A 22,382-nucleotide genomic window follows, 5' to 3' on the forward strand; every position below is an offset into this window, starting at 1 on the left:
GTTCACCGTTGCCGGGGGATCCGGGCCAGTGCGTGCACGGCCGCCTCGGCGAGTGCCGGGTGGGCCAGGGCCTCGTTGAGGACGGGGCCGGCCCGGCCGTCGGCCAGGGCGCCGAGTCCCTCCACACAGGCGAGGGCCACCCGGCGGTAGGGGTCGTGCGGGGTGAGCCTGCGCCGCAGGGTGGTGATGAGCGCCGGCACGGACTCGGGGGCGCGCAGTTCCACCAGGAGCCGGACCGGGTGCAGGGCGTAGGCGACGCGCAGTTCGTTGGTGGCGAGGGCGGCCGCCGCGCGGGCGGTGCGCGGGTCGCGGAGCCGGGCGAGGGCGTAGGCGGCGGACGCGCAGCGCTCGGGGTCGCGGTGGTTCAGGAACAGCACGAGCGACTCGAAGGCCCGCCGGTCCCCCGCGAGGCCCAGCCGCAGCGCGGCCAGTTCCCTGGCCCACAGCGGCTGCCCCGGCTCGGTGAGCACGTCCGCCAGTTCGTCGAGGTCCTCGGTCCCCGCCACGCGCTCGTAGAGCGGCGAGCCGCCCGACTCCCGTCTCAGGCGCTCCAGGTGCGCTCGCACCGCTTCCTCCCCAGGGCCTGTTGCGAAAGTCCCGCCGGCGAACACCGCCGACGCCGTCAGTCGCAGCCGATGGATTTCAGCTCTCTCGAGAGAACACCCTGCTCGATCAGGTCGAAATGATCCATTTCCGTGATGGAGAAGGACACCCCGGCCGCCGCTGAGGTGCGGCGTCGCACGGCGGCCTTCATTTCGGCCAGGTGTTCCTGGTAGTCGGCGGAGAGCACGATGTTGACAGTGTCCGCGATTTCCACAACACGGGAAACACGCATACCAAACTGATCATATCCGGCAGCGTCCCAGTAATGAATCATATCGTCAGCAAGCTGATGAACCTGTCCGAAATCCTTCGCGGCGATTCTGTTCGCATAGGCGCACAGCGCTCGGAATCCGTCCAGATCGGGAGCGAGGCCGATCAGTTTCTTCAGGGCGGGCAGCGGGTCGCTGCGGTCGGCGGCGGCGAACAGCCGGGAGATCGTCATGGTGGACCGGTTCACGTTGGGATCCAGCAGCAGCGCTCCGGAGACGCACGGGCGGCGGCGGGGACCGGCCGTCCAGTGCTCCGCCAGCTGGAGCACGAGGTCGGCCCCCAGCGAGAAACCGACCAGGACGATCCGCTTGTCCGGGTACTCGTCGCCGATCCGCTCCACCAGAGCGGCCACCATCTCCACATGGCGCTGCACGGGCACGGGCGGGAGGTGATCCCTGCCCCCCGGGGCGTAGCCCGCCAGGTTCACCGCGATGCCATGGATGTCCTGTGACTGCAGATACCCCTGGTAATCCGTGGCGTCCAGCCCCAGCCCGTGGAAGAAAACGACCACGGTGCGCGTATCAGCCAGACGTTCCAGATAGGTCAACTGTTTGAAACGCTTAGGGGTCAAGGAGTCGGCAGGGAGAAAAGTTGCCATGGAATCGGCCACTCTCTTGGTCGGGTGATGATGAATTCACTGTCAGTAACCCCAGACCATAGTCCAGTACCCGGTCAGCATGTGCAGGAATCGCACTTTCCGGCCCTTTATGACGTCCCGCGCTTCAGGTTCTCGGCGCAGGGGTAAGAAGGACCCGACCTGAGAGATTCCTGTACGGCCCGCTCGGCGACGTCAATGAGCGAGCGCAGATGGAACATGACAATCCATTTACGTCAGGTTGATCCAACGGGCCAGGGGGGCGTGCTTCATTGGAAGGTGCCTTGAGCGAGTCGGAGGCGGCGCGGCTCATCTTCGATCACTCGCTGTCCCGGAGCCGGGTGGGGCGGACAGGAGTGGAGCTCGAGTGGCTGGTGCTCCCCGTGGACGACCCGACGCGCCGGGCGACACACGAGGAGCTGGCGTTACTCGCCCGGTTCTTCGAGGGCCCCCTCCCCGGGGGCAGCCTGGTGTCCTGGGAACCCGGCGGGCAGGTGGAGCTGAGCAGTGCGCCGCACGACTCGCTGCGGGACTGCGTCGAGGCCGTCACCGGCGACCTCGCCGTCCTGCGGGGACGGGCGTCCGCGGCGGGGATGCGGCTGCTCGGCGCGGGGCTCGACACCCGGCCGCCGCTCTTCACCGTCGCCCTGCCCCGCTACCGGGCGCTGCGCCGCTACTACGCGCACTTCAGCAACGGCGACACCCTCCTGTGCAACACCGCCTCCGTGCAGGTGAACGTGGAAGCGGGGGACGACTCCGACGGATGGCGCGGCAGGGCCCGGAGGTGGTCGATCGCCAACTGCCTGGGGCCGGTGCTGATGGCGATGTTCGCCAATTCGCCGGTGGCCCGGGTTCCGGGCCGGCCCGAGGGGCCCGTGCTCTCGGGGCGGCAGATGCTGCGCCTCCAGGTGGACCCGTTCCGCTGCGGCCCGCTGCCCTGCGGCGGTGATCCGCGCGGGACATGGACCCGGTACGCGCTGAACACGTCGGTCACGGCCATCCGGTCGGCGCCGGACGCCGGCTCCCGGCCCGCCCCGGCCTCGCCGTTCTGCTGTCCCGGTCCGGCGGGCAGCGGCGTGGACCCGGCGGCGGTGTGGGGACCGGCGCCCGCCGGGCTGTCCCTCAGGCGGTGGCTGCGGGGCAGCGGCCCGCGACCGGTGCACCGGGACGACGTCTTCCACCATCTGAAGTCCCTGGTCGCCCCGGTCCGCGCGTGCGGGCACCTGGAGCTGCGCATGATCGACGCGCAGGGCGCCGACGACTGGGTGGTGCCCGTGGCCGTGGTCGCGGCCCTCATGGACGACGCGGCCACCTCCGACGCCGCCGCGTCCCTCATCGCGTCCGCTTCCCTGGCCCCCACCCGCCAGGACTGGCTCGACGCGGCGCTGCACGGCATGACGGATCCGGCGGTGGCCGGCCTCGCCAGGACGGTGATGGAGCTGGCGCTGACCGGCCTGCGCCGGCTGGGCACGTCCGCCGCCGTGACCGGCGCGGTCGAGCGTTTCGCAGAGAACCACACGTTTCGGGGCCTCGCGCCCGCGCACCTGCGGTGGCCGCACCGCACGGCGGTCGCGTGACCCCCTGTCCGTGAAGGAGTGACCGGTCCGTGTTCCTCACCCGCAAGGCGTCGTTGCGTGAGGCCCTGGCCGACATGAGCCACCACCAGCAGGGCAATCACGGATGGTCCGCGTTCCACGAGTGTCTCGCGGAGGTGGCCGCGTCCCGCGACTCCGCACCGCTCGACGATGTGCTGGCGGCGTTGTGGCACGGCCGGCCGTACATCAGCGACACCCACGCCATCACCCTGCTCGGCATCGCGGTGCGGCACCTGCTGCTGCGCGACGACGGGCCGGCGGAGGTGTTCGACCCCGAGCTTCCGCTCGCCCGCCGGGTCACCTCGCTCGCCCGGCTGTTCCAGGAGCGGGGAGACACCATCGCCCGTCTCATGGAGAGCCACTCCAACTCGTACACGGGCGCACGGCGTTTCCTGCTCCCGCAGCTCGTCATCGGCGCCTTCGCGGAGGCACGCGGCATCCGCCGCGTCCGCCTGCTCGACCTGGGCACCAGCATCGGACTGCTCCCGAGGCAGCTGAACAACGAGGTGATCTTCCGGCGTTTCGCGGGGGACCTGCGCTGGAACCCGGCGGCGCCCGCCTTCCGGCCCATCCCCCTGGAGCTGGCCTGCGGAGTGGACCGCGCCCCGCTGCCCACCGTCGAGTGGGTGCGCACCTGCCACGGGCCGTCCGACTACTACGAGCAACGGTTCGAGGAAGTGCTGTGGTCGCTGGAACAGGCCGCGCGGACGAAGCACGAAGTGCTGCTGCGGCCGCTCGACCTGCTGGACTCGCCGCGGCTGGAAGGCTTCCTGAAGTCCTTCTCCTTCAACGTGGTCACCTGCAACTTCGTGCTCTACCAGTACGGCGAGGACGTGCGGCGGACGCTCGTCCGGAGGGTGACGAGCGCGCTGGGCGCCCCGAGTCTGCTGCTGGTCATGGAGCTCAGTCACGCGCTCACCCGCAAGGGGTGCACGGTGCACGCCTACCGGGACGGCAGCACCGAGCCACTGCACATCGCCGACGTGTCCGACGCGCACTTCATCGGGGAAGTCACCGTGCGCCCGGAGCTGGCCGTCCTGACAGAGCCATGATGGAAATCCTCGGGGGAATTCGATGATCCGCTTGTCGTTGCTCATCGAGCGAGCGGCCGCGTTCGTCGGCCGGCACAGGCCGGCCGTGGCGGTGGTGGGAGGCGTGACGGGCGCCGCCATCGGCATCTACAGCGACGAGGCCCGGGCGGTGATCGCCTGGAGCTGGAGCCACGTCGTCGCCGGCGGCACGCTGGTGATCCTCGCCGTCACGGCGGTCTTCTCGCTGGCCTGGTGGGCGCGCGGCCTCGCAGAGCAACGCCGTGAGCTGCGGCGCGAGGTGGTCCGCAACTTCTTCGACATCCACGCCGACGACTTCGAGGAGGACCTGCCGTCGGACAACGCCGTCATCGGACGGCAGCTGTGGTACCTGGAACGCGCCACCGAGTCGCCCGATCTCGTCGTCCTGCTGCACGGCCTGGGACTGGACGCGGACGACTTCCGGCCGTTCATGAACGTCGCCCGGCAGCACACCGCCGCCATCACCCTGTTCGGGCACAACGCCGAGGAGGCGCGGGACGGCCGCTACCGCCCCATCGGCATGGCGGTGCACGCCGACCTCATCAGCGGAGCCATCAACAACCTGCAACGGCAGTACCCGTACAAGCGGTTGACGCTCGTCGGGTTCTCCGTCGGCTGCGACATGCTGTTCCGGCTGGCCGAACTGTGGCGGGACCATCCGGAGCGGCAGCCGAAGATACGTTCCGTGCTGCTGCTCGACCCGAACATCAACCACTCCACCATGGTCATCTCGGGGAAGGTCGCCCATCTCGATCCCGAGCGGCCCCTGGCGGAGCTGAAGCGCATCGCGCAGGTCCCGGAGGCGCTCGTGGAGTTCCAGAACTTCTGCGAGTACCTGCACAAGATCAGCGGCAAGGATCTCGCCCAGGTCCAGCGCTACGCGGCCGACCTGTGGGACTACTGGCAGCCGGACGGCCAGTACGAGCTGTTCTTCAGGCGTCTCGAACGGATCAGGGCGATCAGCGACAGGACCCGGGTGTTCTTCTCCCTGCACTTCGAACAGCGTTTCAACGACGTCGTGGCCCGCGCCCGGCAGCGAGGCATCCGGCAGGTCTTCGACATGCGCCGGGTGGACCACTTCGAGTTCTGCCAGGACGCCTTCCTCAAGCGGGAGATCGGCACGCTGCTGCGCGGCGGCTGACCCGGCCGGGCCGGCGCGGGACACGGCGAGCGCGCGAGGCGTACGCCACACACCGGGGGCTGGCGCGCTCGTTACCCACCGGTTAGGCTCAGACGAGCGAGTTACCCACTCGCACACCTGCTCGCGGCGGCCTGGTGACGCAGCCGTCGCGACGGGACACCTCCCACGCCCTCGGGGCGGTGGGGGAAGTCGGTTCGGTACATCGCGTACCTCAGTACGACGCGGCTCCGGGACAGGGCCGGTCGGATCGGCCGTCGCTCCGCGGGCGTGTGCGCGCCCCGCATCGACGGCACCGGGCGTGTGCGCTCGCAGCCCGGCCACACCCGCATATCTCCCGCACCCGGTGCGCCCTTCCGCGGCGCGCCGGGCGCGCTCCCAGTCGTCACCCTCATCTTCTGGAGTCCCGCGATGGCCACTCCCCTGTCCGACACCCCTCTGTCCCCCATCAAGACCGTCGCCGTCGTCGGCCTCGGCACCATGGGCACCGGCATCACCGAGGTCCTCGCCAAGGCCGGCCGCGAGGTCGTCGGCATCGACGTCAGCGAGGTCGCGGCCGCCCAGTCCGTCGCCGCCCTGGAGGCCGCCACCGCGCGCGCCGTGGAGCGGGGCCGGCTGACCGAGCAGGAGCGCGCCGACGTCCTGGCCCGCTTCCGCACCGCCACCGACCTGCGCGCCGCCGCCGACGCCGACCTCGTCATCGAGGTGGTCCCGGAGTCGTACGAGATCAAGCACCAGGTCTTCCGTGAGCTGGACGCGATCGTGCGCCCGGAGACGGTTCTGGCGACCGGCACCAACGCCCTGTCGGTCACCCGTCTCGCCGCCGACTCGGCCCGCCCGGAGCGCGTGCTGGGCCTGCACTTCTTCAACCCGGCCCCGGCGATGAAGCTGGTCGAGGTCGTCTCCTCGGTGCTGACCGCGCCCCAGGCCGTCGCCGCGGTCACCGACCTCGCCCTCGAACTGGGCAAGGAGCCCGTGGCGGTCGGCGACCGGCCCGGTTTCGTCGCGGACGGCCTGCTGTTCGGCTACCTCAACCAGGCCGCCGCGATGTACGAGGCGAAGTACGCCTCCCGCGAGGACATCGACGCCGCGATGCGGCTGGGCTGCGGTCTGCCGATGGGCCCGCTCGCCCTGCTCGACCTGATCGGCATCGACACCGCCCGCACGGTGCTGGACGCCATGTACGCGGAGTCCCGCGACCGGCTGCACGCCCCCGCCCCGATCCTCAAGCAGCTCAGCGAGGCGGGCCTGACCGGCCGCAAGTCGGGCCGCGGCTTCTACACCTACGAGGCCCCCGGCAGCGCCACCGTCGTGCGGGACGCGCTGACGCCGCTGGAGGGCGCGGACCTCACCCCGGGCCGTCCGGTCCGCTCCGTCGGCGTGGCCGGCTCGGGCACCATGGCCTCCGGCATCGCCGAGGTGTTCGCCAAGGCCGGCTACGAGGTCGTGCTGGCCGCCCGCAGCGAGGAGAAGGCGCAGGCCGCCAAGGCCCGCATAGGCAAGTCCCTGGCACGCTCCGTCGACCGCGGGCGGATGACGGCCGAGGGCGCCGCGCAGACCCTGGAGCGGATCACCCCGGCCGGTTCCTACGACGCCTTCGCCGACGTCGACCTGGCCGTCGAGGCGGTCGCCGAGGACCTGGAGGTCAAGCGGCAGCTGTTCGCGGCGCTGGACAAGGTGTGCAAGCCGGGCGCGGTGCTGGCCACCACCACCTCCTCGCTGCCCGTCGTCGCCTGCGCCCGTGCCACCTCGCGGCCGCAGGACGTGATCGGCATGCACTTCTTCAACCCGGCGCCGGCGATGAAGCTGGTCGAGGTGGTCCGTACGGTGCTGACCGCGGACGACGTCCACGCGACGGTCCGCGAGGTCTGCGCCAAGATCAGGAAGCACGCCGTGGACTGCGGCGACCGCGCGGGCTTCATCGTGAACGCCCTGCTGTTCCCGTACCTCAACAACGCGGTCAAGATGGTGCAGGAGCACTACGCCTCCCTCGACGACATCGACACGGCGATGAGGCTGGGCGGCGGCTACCCGATGGGCCCGTTCGAGCTGCTGGACGTCGTCGGGCTCGACGTCTCCCTGGCGATCGAGAAGGTGCTGCACCGCGAGTTCCGCGACCCGGGCCTGGCGCCGGCCCCGCTCCTGGAGCACCTGGTGGCCGCGGGCTGCCTCGGCCGCAAGACCGGCCGCGGCTTCCGCGAATATGCCCGGCGGTAAGCGCCCGGACGACCGGCCGACGGGCGAGCCGGACTGGGGCGGGCTGCTCGGCCCGGGCAGCCGCCCCCCTGCCGCCCGGCGGGGCTCTCCCCCGCCGGCGCCGTCCGGTCCCCCACCCGTGCAGGGCGGTACCCCGTCCGGCCGGGGCGGGGGAACCCCGGTACCTGCGCGGCACGCTGCGCGCATGCAGTACGTTCGGGTCATGTCCCAGCCCGCCAAGTCCTCACGTACACCAGCTACGCCCGACGCGCCGGAGAGTGCCGCAGGCAGCCGCGCCGCCGCCCAGCGGCTCAAGATGCGCCGGGAGCTGGCGGCCGCGGCGATGGAACTGTTCGCGACCAAGGGCTACGAGGCGACCACCGTCGACGAGATCGCGGCCGCCGCCGGGGTGGCCCGCCGCACCTTCTTCCGCCACTTCCGCTCCAAGGAAGAGGCGATCTTCCCGGACCACGACGACACGCTGATCCGCGCGGAGGCCGTGCTGAACGCGGCCCCGGCGCACGAGCATCCGCTCGACACGGTGTGCCGCGGCATCAAGGAAGTCATGAAGATGTACGCGGCCCGGCCGGAGATCTCCGTCGCCCGCTACAAGCTCACGCGCGAGGTGCCCACCCTGCGCGAGGCGGAGATCGCGTCGGTGGCCCGCTACGAGCGCCTGTTCACCCGCTACCTCCTCGGCCACTTCGACGAGCACGCCCACGACGACGACGCCAACGACGATCCGCTGCTGGCGGAGGTCGCCGCGTCCGCCGTGGTCACCGCCCACAACCATGTCCTGCGGCGCTGGCTGCGGGCCGGCGGGCAGGGTGACGTGGAGGCGCAGCTGGACCACGCCTTCGCGATCGTGCGCAAGACGTTCGGGACGGGCATCGGGGCCGGGCGCGGCTCGGCGCCGCGGTCCGCGGCGCCCGCCGCGGTCTCCGCGCACGGCGAGGTCCTGGTCACCGTGGCCCGCACCGACGCCCCGCTGGACGAGGTGATGCGGACGATCGAGGAGGCGCTCAAGGACCGCTGAGCCCCCGGCGACATGATGCCGAGGTGCTCTCGGACACATCGCCGCTGTGACGACGGCCACCCCCCGGGGTGGCCGTTTTGCCATGTCAGAGGGGTTTTTCGGGTAGCTTTCACGGCCCGTTCGATCGATCATCGCTCATTTGTTACGTAAAGATTTCATCTGAGAGCAATTTCTGGCACCCAGTGCCTTGTCACGTGACACGGCGTGCCATACGTTGAAGGTGTCCGGGCGGCCGGCGTGCCGAGACCTCGCGTACGCCGGCTGTCCCCGCAAGCCCCTGGCCTGCGCGCCCGGACGCCTGCGTCACAGGCACCCTTCCGCGCCACAAAGCGCCGCCAGCCAGCACCACCCGCCGAACCGACGGCCCACCTCACACCCTCAGCAGCACCGACGTAACCCTCAGCGTCTCCCCTCAAGACGCCATTCGCCGGAGGCAACACCGTGACCGTGAAGGACATCCTGGACGCGATCCAGTCGCCCGACTCCACGTCGGCGGACTTCGCCGCCCTGCCGCTCCCCGAGTCGTACCGCGCGATCACCGTGCACAAGGACGAGACGGAGATGTTCGCGGGCATGACCACCCGCGAGAAGGACCCGCGCAAGTCGCTGCACCTCGACGAGGTGCCGCTGCCCGAGCTGGGCCCGGGCGAGGCCCTGGTGGCCGTCATGGCCTCCTCGGTGAACTACAACAGCGTCTGGACCTCGATCTTCGAGCCGCTGTCGACCTTCGGGTTCCTGGAGCGGTACGGCAAGCTCAGCGAGCTCACCAAGCGCCACGACCTGCCCTACCACATCATCGGCTCCGACCTCGCGGGCGTGGTCCTGCGCACCGGCCCGGGCGTGAACGCCTGGAAGCCGGGCGACGAGGTCGTCGCGCACTGCCTGAGCGTGGAGCTGGAGTCCAGCGACGGCCACAACGACACGATGCTCGACCCCGAGCAGCGCATCTGGGGCTTCGAGACCAACTTCGGCGGCCTCGCGGAGATCGCCCTGGTGAAGTCCAACCAGCTGATGCCCAAGCCCGGCCACCTGAGCTGGGAGGAGGCAGCCGCGCCCGGCCTGGTCAACTCCACCGCCTACCGCCAGCTCGTCTCCCGCAACGGCGCCGGCATGAAGCAGGGCGACAACGTCCTGATCTGGGGTGCCTCCGGCGGCCTCGGCTCGTACGCCACCCAGTTCGCCCTGGCCGGCGGCGCGAACCCGATCTGCGTCGTCTCCTCGCCGCAGAAGGCGGACATCTGCCGCTCGATGGGCGCCGAGGCGATCATCGACCGCAACGCCGAGGACTACAAGTTCTGGAAGGACGAGCACACCCAGGACCCGAAGGAGTGGAAGCGCTTCGGCAAGCGCATCCGCGAGCTCACCGGCGGCGAGGACATCGACATCGTCTTCGAGCACCCCGGCCGCGAGACCTTCGGCGCCAGCGTGTACGTCACCCGCAAGGGCGGCACCATCACCACCTGCGCCTCCACCTCCGGCTACATGCACGAGTACGACAACCGGTACCTGTGGATGTCGCTGAAGCGGATCATCGGCTCGCACTTCGCGAACTACCGCGAGGCGTGGGAGGCCAACCGCCTCATCGCCAAGGGCAAGATCCACCCGACGCTCTCCAGGGTCTACTCCCTGGAGGACACCGGGCAGGCGGCCCACGACGTGCACCGCAACCTCCACCAGGGCAAGGTCGGCGTGCTGTGCCTGGCCCCCGAGGAGGGCCTGGGCGTGCACGACGAGGAGATGCGCGCCAAGCACATCGACGCCATCAACCGCTTCCGCAACATCTGAGGACAGCGGAGGTATCGCACATGACTGAGCGTCAGGCGCCGCAGGAGCGCAAGGAACGCGACCGGCCGTGGCTCATGCGCACGTACGCCGGTCACTCCACGGCCGAAGCGTCCAACGAGCTGTACCGGCGCAACCTCGCCAAGGGCCAGACCGGCCTGTCGGTGGCGTTCGACCTGCCGACGCAGACCGGCTACGACCCCGACCACGTCCTCGCCCGCGGCGAGGTCGGCCGGGTCGGGGTGCCGGTCTCGCACCTCGGTGACATGCGCCGGCTGTTCCAGGACATCCCCCTGGAGCAGATGAACACCTCGATGACGATCAACGCCACGGCCATGTGGCTGCTGGCGCTCTACCAGGTCGTCGCGGAGGAGCAGGGTGCGGACATCACCAGGCTCCAGGGCACGACCCAGAACGACATCGTCAAGGAGTACCTGTCCCGGGGCACGCACGTGTTCCCGCCGGGGCCGTCGCTCCGCCTGACGACGGACATGATCGCGTACACGGTCTCCCACATACCGAAGTGGAACCCGATCAACATCTGCAGCTACCACCTGCAGGAGGCGGGCGCCACGCCGGTGCAGGAGATCGCGTACGCGATGTCCACCGCCATCGCGGTGCTGGACGCCGTGCGCGACTCCGGGCAGGTGCCCGCCGAGAAGTTCGGCGACGTCGTCGCCCGCATCTCCTTCTTCGTGAACGCCGGCGTGCGGTTCGTCGAGGAGATGTGCAAGATGCGGGCCTTCGGCCGGATCTGGGACCAGGTCACCCGCGAGCGGTACGGCATCCAGGACCCCAAGCAGCGCCGCTTCCGCTACGGGGTCCAGGTCAACTCCCTCGGCCTGACCGAGGCGCAGCCGGAGAACAACGTCCAGCGGATCGTCCTGGAGATGCTGGCCGTGACCCTCTCCAAGGACGCCCGCGCGCGTGCCGTGCAGCTCCCCGCGTGGAACGAGGCCCTCGGCCTGCCCCGCCCCTGGGACCAGCAGTGGTCGCTGCGCATGCAGCAGGTGCTGGCGTACGAGAGCGACCTGCTGGAGTACGCCGACATCTTCGAGGGCTCGAAGGTGATCGAGGCCAAGGTCGCCGAGCTGGTCGAGGCCTCGCTCGCCGAGATCGAGCGCATCCAGGAGATGGGCGGCGCGATGGCGGCCGTCGAGTCCGGCTACCTCAAGTCGCAGCTCGTCGCCTCGCACGCGGCCCGCCGGGCCCGTATCGAGTCCGGCGAGGAGAAGATCGTCGGCGTCAACATCTTCGAGACGACCGAGCCGAACCCGCTGACCGCCGACCTGGACACGGCCATCCAGACGGTCGACCCGGCCGTCGAGGCCCGCGTCATCGCCTCGCTCCAGCACTGGCGCGACACCCGCTACCAGCCGCCCTTCAACCACCCCCGGCCCTGCAAGGCGCTGGAGCGGCTGAAGGAGGCCGCCAAAGGCACCGAGAACCTGATGGAGGCCACCCTGGAGTGCGCCCGCGCCGGGGTGACGACCGGCGAGTGGGCCGGCGCGCTGCGCGAGGTGTTCGGCGAGTTCCGGGCGCCCACGGGCGTGTCCTCGGCGCCGGTCGCGGTGACCGCGGAGGCCGGGACCGCGCTCGCCGAGGTCCGCCGCAGGGTGGACGCCACCGCCCGCGACCTGGGCGTCGGCAAGCTGCGCTTCCTGGTCGGCAAGCCGGGCCTGGACGGGCACTCCAACGGCGCCGAGCAGATCGCCGTGCGGGCCCGCGACGCCGGGTTCGAGGTGGTCTACCAGGGCATCCGGCTCACCCCGGAGCAGATCGTGGACGCGGCCCTCGCCGAGGACGTGCACGCGGTCGGCCTGTCCATCCTCTCCGGCTCGCATTCCCAGCTGGTGCCGGACGTGCTGGAGCGCCTCCGTGTGGCCGGTGCCACAGATATACCGGTGATCGCCGGTGGCATCATCCCGAGTGGCGACGCCGAACAGCTCAGGGCCGCCGGAGTGGCCGCGGTCTTCACCCCGAAGGACTTCGACATCACCGGCATCATCGGCCGCATCGTCGACGAGATCCGGAAAGCGAACAAGCTCGACCCCCTGGAGGTCCCCGCATGACCAGCCCTGCTCCCCAGGTCAACCGACTGCGCCCGCGGCGCTCCTGCCTGGCCGTCCCGGGCTCGAACCCCCGCTTCCTGGAGAAGGCGCAGGGCCTCCCGGCCGACCAGGTCTTCCTCGACCTGGAGGACGCGTGCGCGCCGCTCGCCAAGCCCGAGGCGCGGCACACCATCGTCAAGTTCCTCAACGAGGGCGACTGGACGGGCAAGACCAGGGTCGTGCGCGTCAACGACTGGACGACCGAGTGGACGTACCGGGACGTCGTGACGGTCGTCGAGGGAGCCGGCCCGAACCTCGACTGCATCATGCTGCCGAAGGTGCAGAACGCCCAGCAGGTCGTCGCCCTGGACCTGCTGCTGACGCAGATCGAGAAGACCATGGGCTTCGAGGTCGGCCGCATCGGCATCGAGGCGCAGATCGAGAACGCGCAGGGCCTGAACAACGTCAACGAGATCGCCCAGGCGTCCCCGCGCATCGAGACGATCATCTTCGGCCCGGCCGACTTCATGGCGTCGATCAACATGAAGTCGCTGGTCGTGGGCGAGCAGCCGCCGGGCTACCCGGCGGACGCCTACCACTACATCCTGATGAAGATCCTGATGGCCGCCCGCGCCAACGACCTCCAGGCGATCGACGGCCCCTACCTGCAGATCCGCAACGTCGACGGCTTCCGCGAGGTGGCCGGCCGCGCCGCCGCGCTCGGCTTCGACGGCAAGTGGGTGCTGCACCCCGGCCAGGTCGACGCCGCCAACGAGGTCTTCTCGCCCTCGCAGGAGGACTACGACCACGCCGAGCTGATCCTGGACGCGTACGAGTACTGCACGTCCGAGGCGGGCGGCAAGAAGGGCTCCGCGATGCTCGGCGACGAGATGATCGACGAGGCCAGCCGCAAGATGGCGCTGGTCATCGCGGGCAAGGGACGCGCCGCCGGCATGCAGCGCACCAGCAAGTTCGAGATCCCGGAGGCGTAGGCGCCATGCAGTTCGGACGCACCTACGAGGAGTTCGAGGTCGGGGCGACGTACAAGCACTGGCCGGGCAAGACGGTCACGGAGTACGACGACCACCTGTTCTGTCTCCTCACCATGAACCACCACCCGCTCCACATGGACACGAACTATGCGGAGAAGACGACGGACTTCGGCAAGAACGTCGTCGTGGGCAACTACATCTACTCCCTGCTGCTGGGCATGTCCGTCCCGGACATCTCCGGCAAGGCGATCGCCAACCTGGAGATCGAGTCGCTGAAGCACGTGGCGCCGACCTTCCACGGCGACACGATCTACGGCGAGACGACCGTGCTCGACAAGTGGCCGTCGAAGTCGAAGAACGACCGCGGCATCGTGTACGTCGAGACCAAGGGCTACAAGCAGGACGGCACCCTGGTGTGCGTGTTCCGCCGCAAGGTGATGGTCCCGACGGAGACGTACATCAAGGAGCGCGGCGGCGAGCAGCCCGGCCGCCCGGAACTTCAGGAAGGCTGATCGATGGCGCGCCTCGCCCAGACCGCCGGTCTGACCGACGTCCAGCAGGAGATCCTCTCCACCGTCCGCGACTTCGTGGACAAGGAGATCATCCCGGTCGCCACCGAGCTGGAGCACCGCGACGAGTACCCGCAAGCGATCGTGGACGGCCTGAAGGAACTCGGCCTGTTCGGTCTGATGATTCCCGAGGAGTACGGGGGCCTGGGCGAGTCGCTCCTCACCTACGCGCTGTGCGTCGAGGAGATCGCCCGCGGCTGGATGTCGGTGTCCGGCATCATCAACACCCACTTCATCGTGGCGTACATGCTCAAGCAGCACGGCACGCAGGAGCAGAAGGACCACTTCCTGCCGAGGATGGCGGCCGGCGACATCCGCGGCGCCTTCTCGATGTCGGAGCCCGGCCTGGGCTCGGACGTGTCCGCGATCACCTCCAAGGCGGTGAAGGACGGCGACGAGTACGTCCTGAACGGCCAGAAGATGTGGCTGACCAACGGCGGCACGTCGTCTCTGGTGGCGGTGCTGGTCCGGAGTGACGAAGGACACCCCGAGGGCACCGCGCCGCACAAGTCGATGACGACCTTCCTGGTGGAGAAGGAGCCCGGCTTCGGCGAGGTCCGCCCCGGCCTCACCATCCCGGGCAAGATCGACAAGATGGGCTACAAGGGCGTCGACACCACCGAGCTGATCATGGACGGCCTGCGCGTGCCGGCCGATCGGGTGCTCGGCGGGGTCACCGGCCGAGGTTTTTACCAAATGATGGACGGAGTCGAGGTCGGCCGCGTGAATGTGGCGGCGCGTGGCTGCGGCGTCGCCCAGCGTGCGTTCGAGCTGGGCGTCCAGTACGCCCAGCAACGTCACACTTTCGGCAAACCGATCGCCCAGCACCAGGCGATCCAGTTCAAACTCGCCGAGATGGGCACCAAGGTCGAGGCCGCGCATGCGATGATGGTGAACGCGGCCCGCAAAAAGGACTCCGGAGAACGAAACGACCTCGAAGCAGGGATGGCGAAGTACCTCGCCTCCGAGTACTGCAAGGAGGTCGTGGAGGATGCCTTCCGGATCCACGGCGGCTACGGCTTCTCCAAGGAGTACGAGATCGAGCGCCTCTACCGGGAGGCTCCGATGCTGCTCATCGGTGAAGGTACCGCCGAGATCCAGAAAATGATCATCGGGCGCAGGCTGCTCGAAGAGTATCGGTTCCAGGGCTGATTGTCCCAGGACGGGGTGTTTTCTTCGATAAGAAGATCACACCCCGTAGGCACTCTTCGGACGCCGACTCGTCTTCCTCGCTTGCCCAGTTGTGGCCTACGACCGGTACGATCCCGGAAAAGCCGCCGTCCCCCGTTCCAGCGCGGCATCATCCGCTACGAAGGTCATCCATGCCCCACAGCCAAACCTCTGCACCACGCGACAGCCTGGTCGGCGTACGCCTCGCGCGCGGAGCATCGCCGTGGCTTCTCCCGACCGTCGCCACCGCAGCCCTCAGCCTGATCCGGGCACGCCGCTCCGGTGTCGCCAAGGCCGTGGCCGTGCCCACCACCGCGCTCGCGGCGGGCATGCTGTGGTTCTTCCGCGACCCCGAGCGCGAGATCGCCCAGGGCCGGGTCATCTCGCCCGCCGACGGAGTGGTGCAGAGCATCATGCCGTGGAAGGACGGCCGCACCCGCGTCGCGATCTTCATGAGCCCGCTCAATGTCCACGTCAACCGGGCGCCGCTGGCCGGCACGGTGACGTCGGTCGAGCACATCCCGGGTGGGTTCGTTCCGGCGTTCAACAAGGAGAGCGAGAACAACGAGCGCGTAGTCTGGCATTTCGACACCGAACTCGGCGACATCGAGATGATCCAGATCGCCGGCGCCGTGGCCCGTCGCATCGTCCCTTACGTGCCGCAGGGCACCAAGGTCGAGCAGGGTGACCGCATCGGTCTGATCCGCTTCGGCTCGCGTGTCGACATCTACCTGCCCGAAGGCGTGGATGTCGCGGTCGAGGTCGGACAGAAGACCGTGGCTGGGGTGACTCGCATTGACCGTGATTGATCCGGATACACAGGCGGGCTGGGTGCCCGAGGCGGACGAGGCGGACGACGAGGAGGAGATGCCGCTCTCTCTCCGCCTCTCGATAGCGGACACCCTCACCCTCGGCAACGCCACGTGCGGCTTCATGGCCGTGTACTTCACCACCACCGGCATCCTGATCCCGCACCTCACGGGCGACCAGGAGACCGGCATGGCCCGGCACAGCGCGGCCACGGCGGTGATCCTGATGCTGTGCGCCGCGGTCTTCGACCTGTTCGACGGCCTGGTGGCGCGCAAGCTGCGCAGCTCGCCGATGGGCGCGGAGCTGGACAACCTCTCCGACCTCATCAGCTTCGGCCTGGCGCCGGCGTACTTCGTCCTGGTCTACGGGATGGTGGCCGACGACGCGCACCAGCGGGTGGCGGCGCTGGGTGCGATCGTGGTGCTCCTGGCGGTGGTGCTCAGACTCGCGCGGTTCTCGTGCGTGACGATGAAGGACGGCATGTTCCAGGGCATGCCCTCGCCGTTCGGCGCGCTGACGGTCGTCTCGATCGTGCTGCTGGAGCTGCCCTTCGTGGCGACCCTGCTGGCGATCCTGGGCACGGCCTGGCTGATGGTGAGCCGGGTGGAGTACCCCAAGCCGCGGGGCCGTCTCGCGGGGGCGATGCTCTCGTGGATCGTCCTGTCGATGGGCCTGCTGGCGGCCTGGGCGTTCGACGCCCCGAGCGGCCAGCTGCTCCTCCAGACGGGCTGCGCCCTGCAACTGGTCATGGGCGCGGTCATCCCGCTGTTCGCCACGGCCCGCCGGGTGAACAACTTCCGCGGCAACCGCCGCGAGGCGCGGGCCGCGCAGCTTCCGTAGGACTCTGCGGCTTTCGAAGGGCCCGAGCCGGGTGGCTCGGGCCCTTCGCCGTCTCCCCCGCTCCACCGCCGCCGGCCTCCCGTGCACCCCGGCGTCGTTGACGCGTGTAGCGCTCTACCCCACCCTGGTCGGGGACCGCCGCCCGGGCGGGCGGCAACGCGCACATCCATCCGATGACACGGTCGGGAGGCCGGGATGCTCAGACGGGCAACACGCACGCTTCTGTCGATTGTCATGATCATGACTGGCGCGGTGCTCGGTGTGGGGGCGACCGCGGGCTCGGCACAGGCCGACGAGTGCTACACCTGGAGCCGCACCCTCTCCCAGGGCTCCTCCGGCAGCGACGTGACACAGTTGCAGATCCGGGTCGCCGGCTGGGTGACGTCCGGCGAGCGGCTCGCCTACGACGGGGAGTACGGTGCCCGCACCGCCGCCGCCGTCAAGAAGTTCCAGGCGGCGTACGGGCTCTCCGCCGACGGTGTCGCCGGTCCCGCGACCTTCAGCAAGCTCTACGCGCTGCAGGACGCCGACTGCACCCCCGTCCACTTCAGCTACGCCGAGCTCAACAGGTGCAACTCCGACTGGTCGGGCGGCGCGGTCTCGGCGGCCACCGCGAAGGCGAACGCCCTGAAGACCATGTGGAAGCTGGAGGCGATGCGGCACGCCCTCGGTGACGTGCCGATCACCATCTCCAGCGGCTTCCGCTCCTACGCCTGCAACAACGCGGTCGGCGGCGCGTCGAACAGCCGTCACCTCTACGGCGACGCGGCCGACCTCGTCGGCTCGCCGAGCCTGTGCACCCTGGCCCGCGAGGCCCGCGTCCACGGCTTCTCCGAGATCCTGGGCCCGGGCTACCCCGGCCACAGCGACCACACCCACGTCGCCTTCGACCCGTCGCCCTACTGGTCGGCACCCGACTGCGGCATCTGACGCGGCCCTACGGCGCACGGAACGCCCGGCGGCACGGCGGGCGGCCCCGCACCGGGGCACGACCGCCGCCGTACCGCCCGGCCCCCGCCACCGCTCACCTCATGAGCCCGCCCCGTACGGCCGGCCGCACGCGGCCGGACACCCCGGCAGCACCGTGACGGAGTCGCCCTGACCGACGGCGTACCTCGCCGACGCCCGAACCGGGCCGGCGCCGGGCGACGAAACCGTGCCCGGTGCCCGGTGCCGGCCGCACCGCGGGGCCGGCCGGCACCGGGCACCGGGCACCGGGCACCGACCAGCCGGCGCACGCGCCGGGCGGTTCGGCGGGCGCGGGCGGGCCCGGCGGCGGGTGCGGAGACCGCGGGAGGGGTCCGCGGAAGGGGCCCGCCGGGATCGAGGGATGCGGGGGTCGGGTCAGGTCAGGAAGTCGTGGGCGATGTGTTCCGCCACCCGTTCCAGGATCGGGCCCGCGTCCGCGATGCACTTCGCGACGTCCGGCTCGGCCTGCGTCAGGGGGTAGGCGCGGCGGATGCCGGCCCGGCCCAGGGCCTCCGGGGGCAGCGCGAGGCGTCCGCACACGGCGACCACCTCCTTGCCGGCGGCGCGGGCCGCGGCGGCGACCCCCGCGGGGGCCTTGCCGTGCAGGGTCTGCTCGTCGAGGGAGCCCTCGCCGGTGATCACGAGGTCCGCCCGGTCCAGCGCGGGGGCGAAGCCCAGCACGTCGAGCATCACCTCGATGCCGGGGCGGAAGCGGGCGCCGAGCAGCAGCGCGCCGTAGCCGATGCCGCCGGCCGCGCCCGCGCCCGGCGCGGCGGCGTACTCGGCGGCCCGGGCGCCGACGGCCTCCTCCAGCACCTTGGCGTAGTGCGCGAGGGCCGCGTCCAGCGTCTCCACGTCGTCCGGCGAGGCGCCCTTCTGCGGCCCGTAGACGGCCGGTGCGCCCTTCGGCCCGGTCAGCGGGTTGTCGACGTCGCTGGCGAGCACCAGCTCCACGGAGGCCAGGCGCGGGTCCAGTCCCGACAGGTCGGCGGACGCCAGGTCGCCGAGGCCGCCGCCGCCCGGCGTCACCGGCTCCCCCTCCGCGTCCAGGAACCGCGCCCCGAGCGCGGACAGCATCCCGGCGCCGCCGTCGGTGGTCGCGCTCCCGCCGACGCCGAACACGATCGTCCGCGCCCCCGCGTCCAGCGCGGCCCGCAGCAGCTCCCCGGAGCCGTAGGTGGACGCCGTCAGCGGCGCGAAGACGCCGGCCGGCAGGCGCTGCAGCCCGCTCGCCTCCGCCATCTCCACCACCGCCGTGTCGCCGCGCAGCGCGAACGCCGCCGTCACCTCGTGGCCGAGCGGCCCCGCGACCCGCACCTCGCGCCGCTCGAACCCGGCCGCGACGGCCGCGTCGACGGTTCCGTCGCCGCCGTCGGCGACCGGCAGCGACTCCACCGTCACCCGCGGCGCGACCCGGCGCAGTCCGGCCGTCACGCGCTCGGCGACCTGAACGGCCGTCAGCGACCCCTTGAACTTGTCCGCGGCGATGAGCACGCGCTGTGTCACTCGAATTCCCCTTGCTCCCCGGGCCTTGGGCACGTCAAGGCCAGTCGCGCCGCTGCGACCTTAACCGGAGGGCACCCTCGCCGTCATGCACCGTCCGGAGCCTGGGAACGCCCTGTCGGACCCCTGTGCCGGGGAGCCGGGGAGCCGCGGAGCGCGCGGGCGGCGCCGGATGCGGGTACACCGGTGCCATGACCTCTGTGGGCACTGAGCCAGAGCTCGCCGACCGCGTCCTCGGAGGCTGGCTGGGCCGGATCGCCGGCAACATGCTGGGCAAGCCGGTCGAGCAGGGCGAGGTGTGGACGCGGGACCGGATCGACCGTTACCTGCGGCGGGCCGGCGCCCTGCCGCTGACCGACTACCTGCCGGAGCCGGCCGACGAGAACGACCGTCTCGCGCTGCGGCCCGAATGGCGCCAGTGCGTGCGCGGCCGCGTCGACGGCAGCTGCCGCGACGACGACGTCGACTACGCCGTCCTCGGCCTGCACCTGCTGGAGACCCACGGCTTCGCCTTCAGCACCGAGCAGGTCGGCGAGCTGTGGCTGCTGCGGCTGCCCTTCCTGCAGACGTTCACGGCGGAGCGGGCCGCGTACCGCAACCTGGCCAACGGGCTGAAGCCGCCGCTGACGGCGACGTACGACAATCCGTACCAGGAGTGGATCGGCGCCCTCATCCGCGCCGACGTCTACGGCTGGACCCGCCCCGGCGAGCCGCACCGGGCCGCCGCGCTGGCCCGCCGGGACGCGGTGCTGTCGCACACCGGCAACGGCGTGTACGGCGCGATGTGGGCGGCGGCGCTGATCTCGGCGGCGTTCACCGCGCCCACGGTCCGGCACGCCGTGGACACCGCGCTGACGGTGATCCCGGCGGGCAGCCGCCTCGCCCGCACCGTACGCCGCGTCGTCTCGCTCCACGACACGCGGATGAGGTGGGAGGACACGCTCTCCACCGTGGCGGAGGAGACGGCGGGGCTGCACTGGATCCACACCGTCCCGAACGCGGCGGTGCTCACCGCCGGGCTGCTGTACGGCGACGGCGACTTCACCCGCACTGTCGCCCTCACCGTCCGCGGCGGCCTGGACACCGACTCCAACGGCGCGACCGCCGGCTCGGTGGCCGGTGTGCTGGCCGGGGCGGCGGCGATCCCCTCGGTGTGGAGGGACCCGCTGCACGACACGGTGCGCAGCGCGGTGTTCGGCTTCGACGGGGTGGCGATCAGCGAACTGGCGGAACGCACCGTCCGGCTGGCGCTGGCTACCCTTCCCGCATGACCACCACCCAGGACTACGCCACGTACATCGCCGGACTCCCCCGCGTCCTCGCCGCCACCGCCGTCCTCTTCCGCGACGCCGGGGGCCGGGTGCTGCTCCTCGAGCCCAACTACCGTGACGGCTGGGTCCTGCCGGGCGGCACCGTCGAGTCCGACGACGGCGAGACCCCGCGCCAGGGGGCGCGCCGTGAGACGGCCGAGGAGACCGGGCTCGACCGCGAGCCGGGGCGGCTGCTCGCGGTGGACTGGGCGCAGGGCTCGCGCCGTCCGCCGGTGGTGGCGTACCTGTACGACGGCGGGGTGCTGGCCGAGGACGACTTCGCGGCGATCCGGCTGCAGGAGGAGGAGCTGCTGTCCTGGCGCCTGGTCGGGCCCGAGGAGCTGGCCGACCACCTGCCGGGCGCGCTCGGCCGCCGCGTGCTGGCGGGCCTGGACGTCCTGGCCACCGGGTCGGGCACGGCGGAGCTGGAGAACGGGCACCGGGTGGACCGGTAGGCGTTCGCCCTGCCGCGGGCCGACAGGCGTGCGCCGTACGGCAGGCCGATAAGCGTTCGCCCCACGACCGGGCCCCGCCTACCCTCGGCACCATGACCAAGCCCCTCGTCGCCATCCTCAGCGGCGCCGGTGTCTCCACCGATTCGGGAATCCCCGATTACCGCGGTCCGAACGGGCTGTGGCGGCGGGATCCGGAGGCCGAGAAGCTCGTCACCTACGAGCACTACATGGCCGATCCGGAGATCCGGCGGCGCTCCTGGCGGATGCGGCGCGACAACGGCGCCCTCCGGGCCGAGCCGAACGCCGCGCACCGGGCGGTGGCGGAGCTGGAGCGGGCCGGGGTGCCGGTGCGGGTGCTCACGCAGAACGTGGACGGGCTGCACCAGCTCGCCGGGATGCCCGCCCGCAAGGTGCTCGAGCTGCACGGCACCGCCCGCAGCGTGGTCTGCACGCGGTGCGGGGCACGCGGGCCGATGGAGGACACCCTCGCCCGGGTCGCGGCCGGCGAGGACGATCCGCCGTGCCGGGACTGCGGCGGCATCCTGAAGTCGGCCACCGTGATGTTCGGCGAGCGGCTCGACCCGCAGGTGCTCGGCGAGGCCGTCGCGATCACCAAGGCGTGCCAGGTGTTCGTCGCCGTGGGCACCAGCCTTCAGGTGCAGCCGGCCGCCGGGCTCGCCGGCGTCGCCGCCGACCACGGCGCACGGCTGATCATCGTCAACGCCGAGCCGACACCGTACGACGAACTCGCCGACGAGGTGGTGCGCGAGCCGATCGGCACCGCCCTGCCCCGGCTGCTGCGGCGGCTGGCCGGCGCGGGCGCCGAAGAGGCCGAGGGGCGGCTTCCGCGCGGGCGGTGAGCGGTTACGGGCTTTCGCGCACGCGCGGACACCGTGGCCTGCGCGCGTGCGGACGCCGTAGGGCTCTGGCCGGGGCCGGTCACTGGACGAAGAGGGCGGCACCGCGTTCGAAGTCCAGCAGGCGGCGCTTGCGGTCCAGGCCGCCGCCGTAGCCCGTCAGGCTGCCGTTCGCGCCGACGACGCGGTGGCAGGGGACGATGATGCCGACCGGGTTGCGGCCGTTGGCGAGGCCGACCGCGCGGGCGGCGCCCGGGGCGCCGAGGGCCTGGGCGAGTTCGCCGTAGGAGCGGGTCTCGCCGTAGGGGATCTCGCGCAGCCCGTCCCAGACCCGGCGCTGGAACGGGGTGCCGTTCATGCGCAGTTCGAGGCTGAACTCCTTCAGCTCGCCCGCGAAGTACGCCTCCAGTTGTTCCTCGGCGGCGCGGAAGAGGGTGTCGTCGCGCGGGCCGAAGGTCTCCTCCGGCGGGCGGTGGCGCTGCTCGGTCATGTACAGGCCGCACAGGACCCCGTCCTCGGCGACCAGGGTGAGCGGGCCGCAGGGGCTGTCGGTGACGGTGTGGTGCTTCAT

The 22,382-nt window shown here is 71.1% G+C and carries 20 protein-coding genes; 16 read left to right on the forward strand and 4 right to left on the reverse strand.

The window, feature by feature from the left end:
- Positions 1–2: 2 nt before the first annotated feature.
- Complete coding sequence (locus tag ACH4ZX_RS17100) at positions 3–566, reverse strand: adenylosuccinate lyase (RefSeq protein ID WP_398272862.1); 564 nt, start codon at positions 564–566, stop codon at positions 3–5.
- A 56-nt stretch (positions 567–622) separates the two neighbouring features.
- Entirely contained in the window at positions 623–1,471 is an 849-nt protein-coding gene (locus tag ACH4ZX_RS17105) for an alpha/beta fold hydrolase (protein ID WP_398272863.1), read from the reverse strand.
- Between the two features lie 281 nt (positions 1,472–1,752).
- On the opposite strand from ACH4ZX_RS17105, the gene ACH4ZX_RS17110 reads away from it, so the two are divergent.
- The 13 genes from ACH4ZX_RS17110 (at position 1,753) to ACH4ZX_RS17170 (ending at position 17,647) form a co-directional block, all read left to right on the forward strand.
- A complete protein-coding gene (locus ACH4ZX_RS17110) occupies positions 1,753–3,045 on the forward strand; it encodes a glutamate-cysteine ligase family protein (RefSeq protein ID WP_398272865.1) in 1,293 nt (430 codons plus the stop codon).
- Positions 3,046–3,074: 29 nt separating this feature from the next.
- Positions 3,075–4,115: a hypothetical protein gene (locus tag ACH4ZX_RS17115; protein ID WP_398272867.1), complete on the forward strand. Its 1,041-nt coding sequence runs from the start codon at positions 3,075–3,077 to the stop codon at positions 4,113–4,115.
- A gap of 22 nt (positions 4,116–4,137) precedes the next feature.
- A complete protein-coding gene (locus tag ACH4ZX_RS17120; RefSeq protein ID WP_398272869.1) occupies positions 4,138–5,274 on the forward strand; it encodes a hypothetical protein in 1,137 nt (378 codons plus the stop codon).
- Between the two features lie 408 nt (positions 5,275–5,682).
- The gene (locus ACH4ZX_RS17125; protein WP_398272871.1) at positions 5,683–7,488 is read left to right on the forward strand and encodes a 3-hydroxyacyl-CoA dehydrogenase family protein; all 1,806 of its coding nucleotides are present in this window, start codon (positions 5,683–5,685) and stop codon (positions 7,486–7,488) included.
- Positions 7,489–7,672: 184 nt separating this feature from the next.
- Positions 7,673–8,503, forward strand: coding sequence for a TetR family transcriptional regulator (locus ACH4ZX_RS17130; protein WP_398272873.1), 831 nt, complete (start codon positions 7,673–7,675; stop codon positions 8,501–8,503).
- Positions 8,504–8,950: 447 nt separating this feature from the next.
- Complete coding sequence (gene ccrA / locus ACH4ZX_RS17135) at positions 8,951–10,288, forward strand: crotonyl-CoA carboxylase/reductase (RefSeq protein ID WP_398272985.1); 1,338 nt, start codon at positions 8,951–8,953, stop codon at positions 10,286–10,288.
- Positions 10,289–10,308: 20 nt separating this feature from the next.
- Positions 10,309–12,357, forward strand: coding sequence for a protein meaA (locus tag ACH4ZX_RS17140; RefSeq protein WP_398272875.1), 2,049 nt, complete (start codon positions 10,309–10,311; stop codon positions 12,355–12,357).
- The gene (locus ACH4ZX_RS17145; protein WP_324788063.1) at positions 12,354–13,328 is read left to right on the forward strand and encodes a CoA ester lyase; all 975 of its coding nucleotides are present in this window, start codon (positions 12,354–12,356) and stop codon (positions 13,326–13,328) included. Before ACH4ZX_RS17140 ends, ACH4ZX_RS17145 begins: the two co-directional genes overlap by 4 nt.
- Positions 13,329–13,333: 5 nt before the next feature.
- Entirely contained in the window at positions 13,334–13,840 is a 507-nt protein-coding gene (locus tag ACH4ZX_RS17150; protein WP_351894006.1) for a MaoC family dehydratase, read from the forward strand.
- Between the two features lie 3 nt (positions 13,841–13,843).
- Entirely contained in the window at positions 13,844–15,049 is a 1,206-nt protein-coding gene (locus ACH4ZX_RS17155) for an acyl-CoA dehydrogenase family protein (RefSeq protein WP_398272877.1), read from the forward strand.
- 170 nt (positions 15,050–15,219) lie between these two features.
- On the forward strand, positions 15,220–15,876 hold the full coding sequence (locus ACH4ZX_RS17160; RefSeq protein WP_351894008.1) for a phosphatidylserine decarboxylase: 657 nt from the start codon (positions 15,220–15,222) through the stop codon (positions 15,874–15,876).
- Positions 15,877–15,898: 22 nt separating this feature from the next.
- The gene (gene pssA, locus ACH4ZX_RS17165) at positions 15,899–16,717 is read left to right on the forward strand and encodes a CDP-diacylglycerol--serine O-phosphatidyltransferase (protein WP_324788110.1); all 819 of its coding nucleotides are present in this window, start codon (positions 15,899–15,901) and stop codon (positions 16,715–16,717) included.
- A gap of 195 nt (positions 16,718–16,912) precedes the next feature.
- Positions 16,913–17,647 carry a D-Ala-D-Ala carboxypeptidase family metallohydrolase gene (locus tag ACH4ZX_RS17170; protein ID WP_398272879.1) on the forward strand — a complete coding sequence of 245 codons (735 nt, stop codon included), beginning with the start codon at positions 16,913–16,915 and terminating at the stop codon, positions 17,645–17,647.
- A gap of 414 nt (positions 17,648–18,061) precedes the next feature.
- Here the strand turns inward: ACH4ZX_RS17170 and ACH4ZX_RS17175 are convergent, their stop codons facing one another.
- The gene (locus tag ACH4ZX_RS17175) at positions 18,062–19,180 is read right to left on the reverse strand and encodes a glycerate kinase (protein ID WP_398272987.1); all 1,119 of its coding nucleotides are present in this window, start codon (positions 19,178–19,180) and stop codon (positions 18,062–18,064) included.
- A 200-nt stretch (positions 19,181–19,380) separates the two neighbouring features.
- Here ACH4ZX_RS17175 and ACH4ZX_RS17180 point away from each other — a divergent pair, with 200 nt between their 5' ends.
- The 3 genes from ACH4ZX_RS17180 (at position 19,381) to ACH4ZX_RS17190 (ending at position 21,814) form a co-directional block, all read left to right on the forward strand.
- Entirely contained in the window at positions 19,381–20,460 is a 1,080-nt protein-coding gene (locus ACH4ZX_RS17180) for an ADP-ribosylglycohydrolase family protein (RefSeq protein WP_398272881.1), read from the forward strand.
- The gene (locus ACH4ZX_RS17185; RefSeq protein WP_398272883.1) at positions 20,457–20,954 is read left to right on the forward strand and encodes an NUDIX domain-containing protein; all 498 of its coding nucleotides are present in this window, start codon (positions 20,457–20,459) and stop codon (positions 20,952–20,954) included. Before ACH4ZX_RS17180 ends, ACH4ZX_RS17185 begins: the two co-directional genes overlap by 4 nt.
- 92 nt (positions 20,955–21,046) lie before the next feature.
- Positions 21,047–21,814 carry an SIR2 family NAD-dependent protein deacylase gene (locus ACH4ZX_RS17190; protein ID WP_398272885.1) on the forward strand — a complete coding sequence of 256 codons (768 nt, stop codon included), beginning with the start codon at positions 21,047–21,049 and terminating at the stop codon, positions 21,812–21,814.
- Between the two features lie 79 nt (positions 21,815–21,893).
- Here the strand turns inward: ACH4ZX_RS17190 and ACH4ZX_RS17195 are convergent, their stop codons facing one another.
- A complete protein-coding gene (locus ACH4ZX_RS17195) occupies positions 21,894–22,382 on the reverse strand; it encodes a methylated-DNA--[protein]-cysteine S-methyltransferase (RefSeq protein ID WP_398272887.1) in 489 nt (162 codons plus the stop codon).

This window comes from Streptomyces sp. NPDC020490, from assembly GCF_044335305.1.
Lineage (GTDB): Bacteria > Actinomycetota > Actinomycetes > Streptomycetales > Streptomycetaceae > Streptomyces.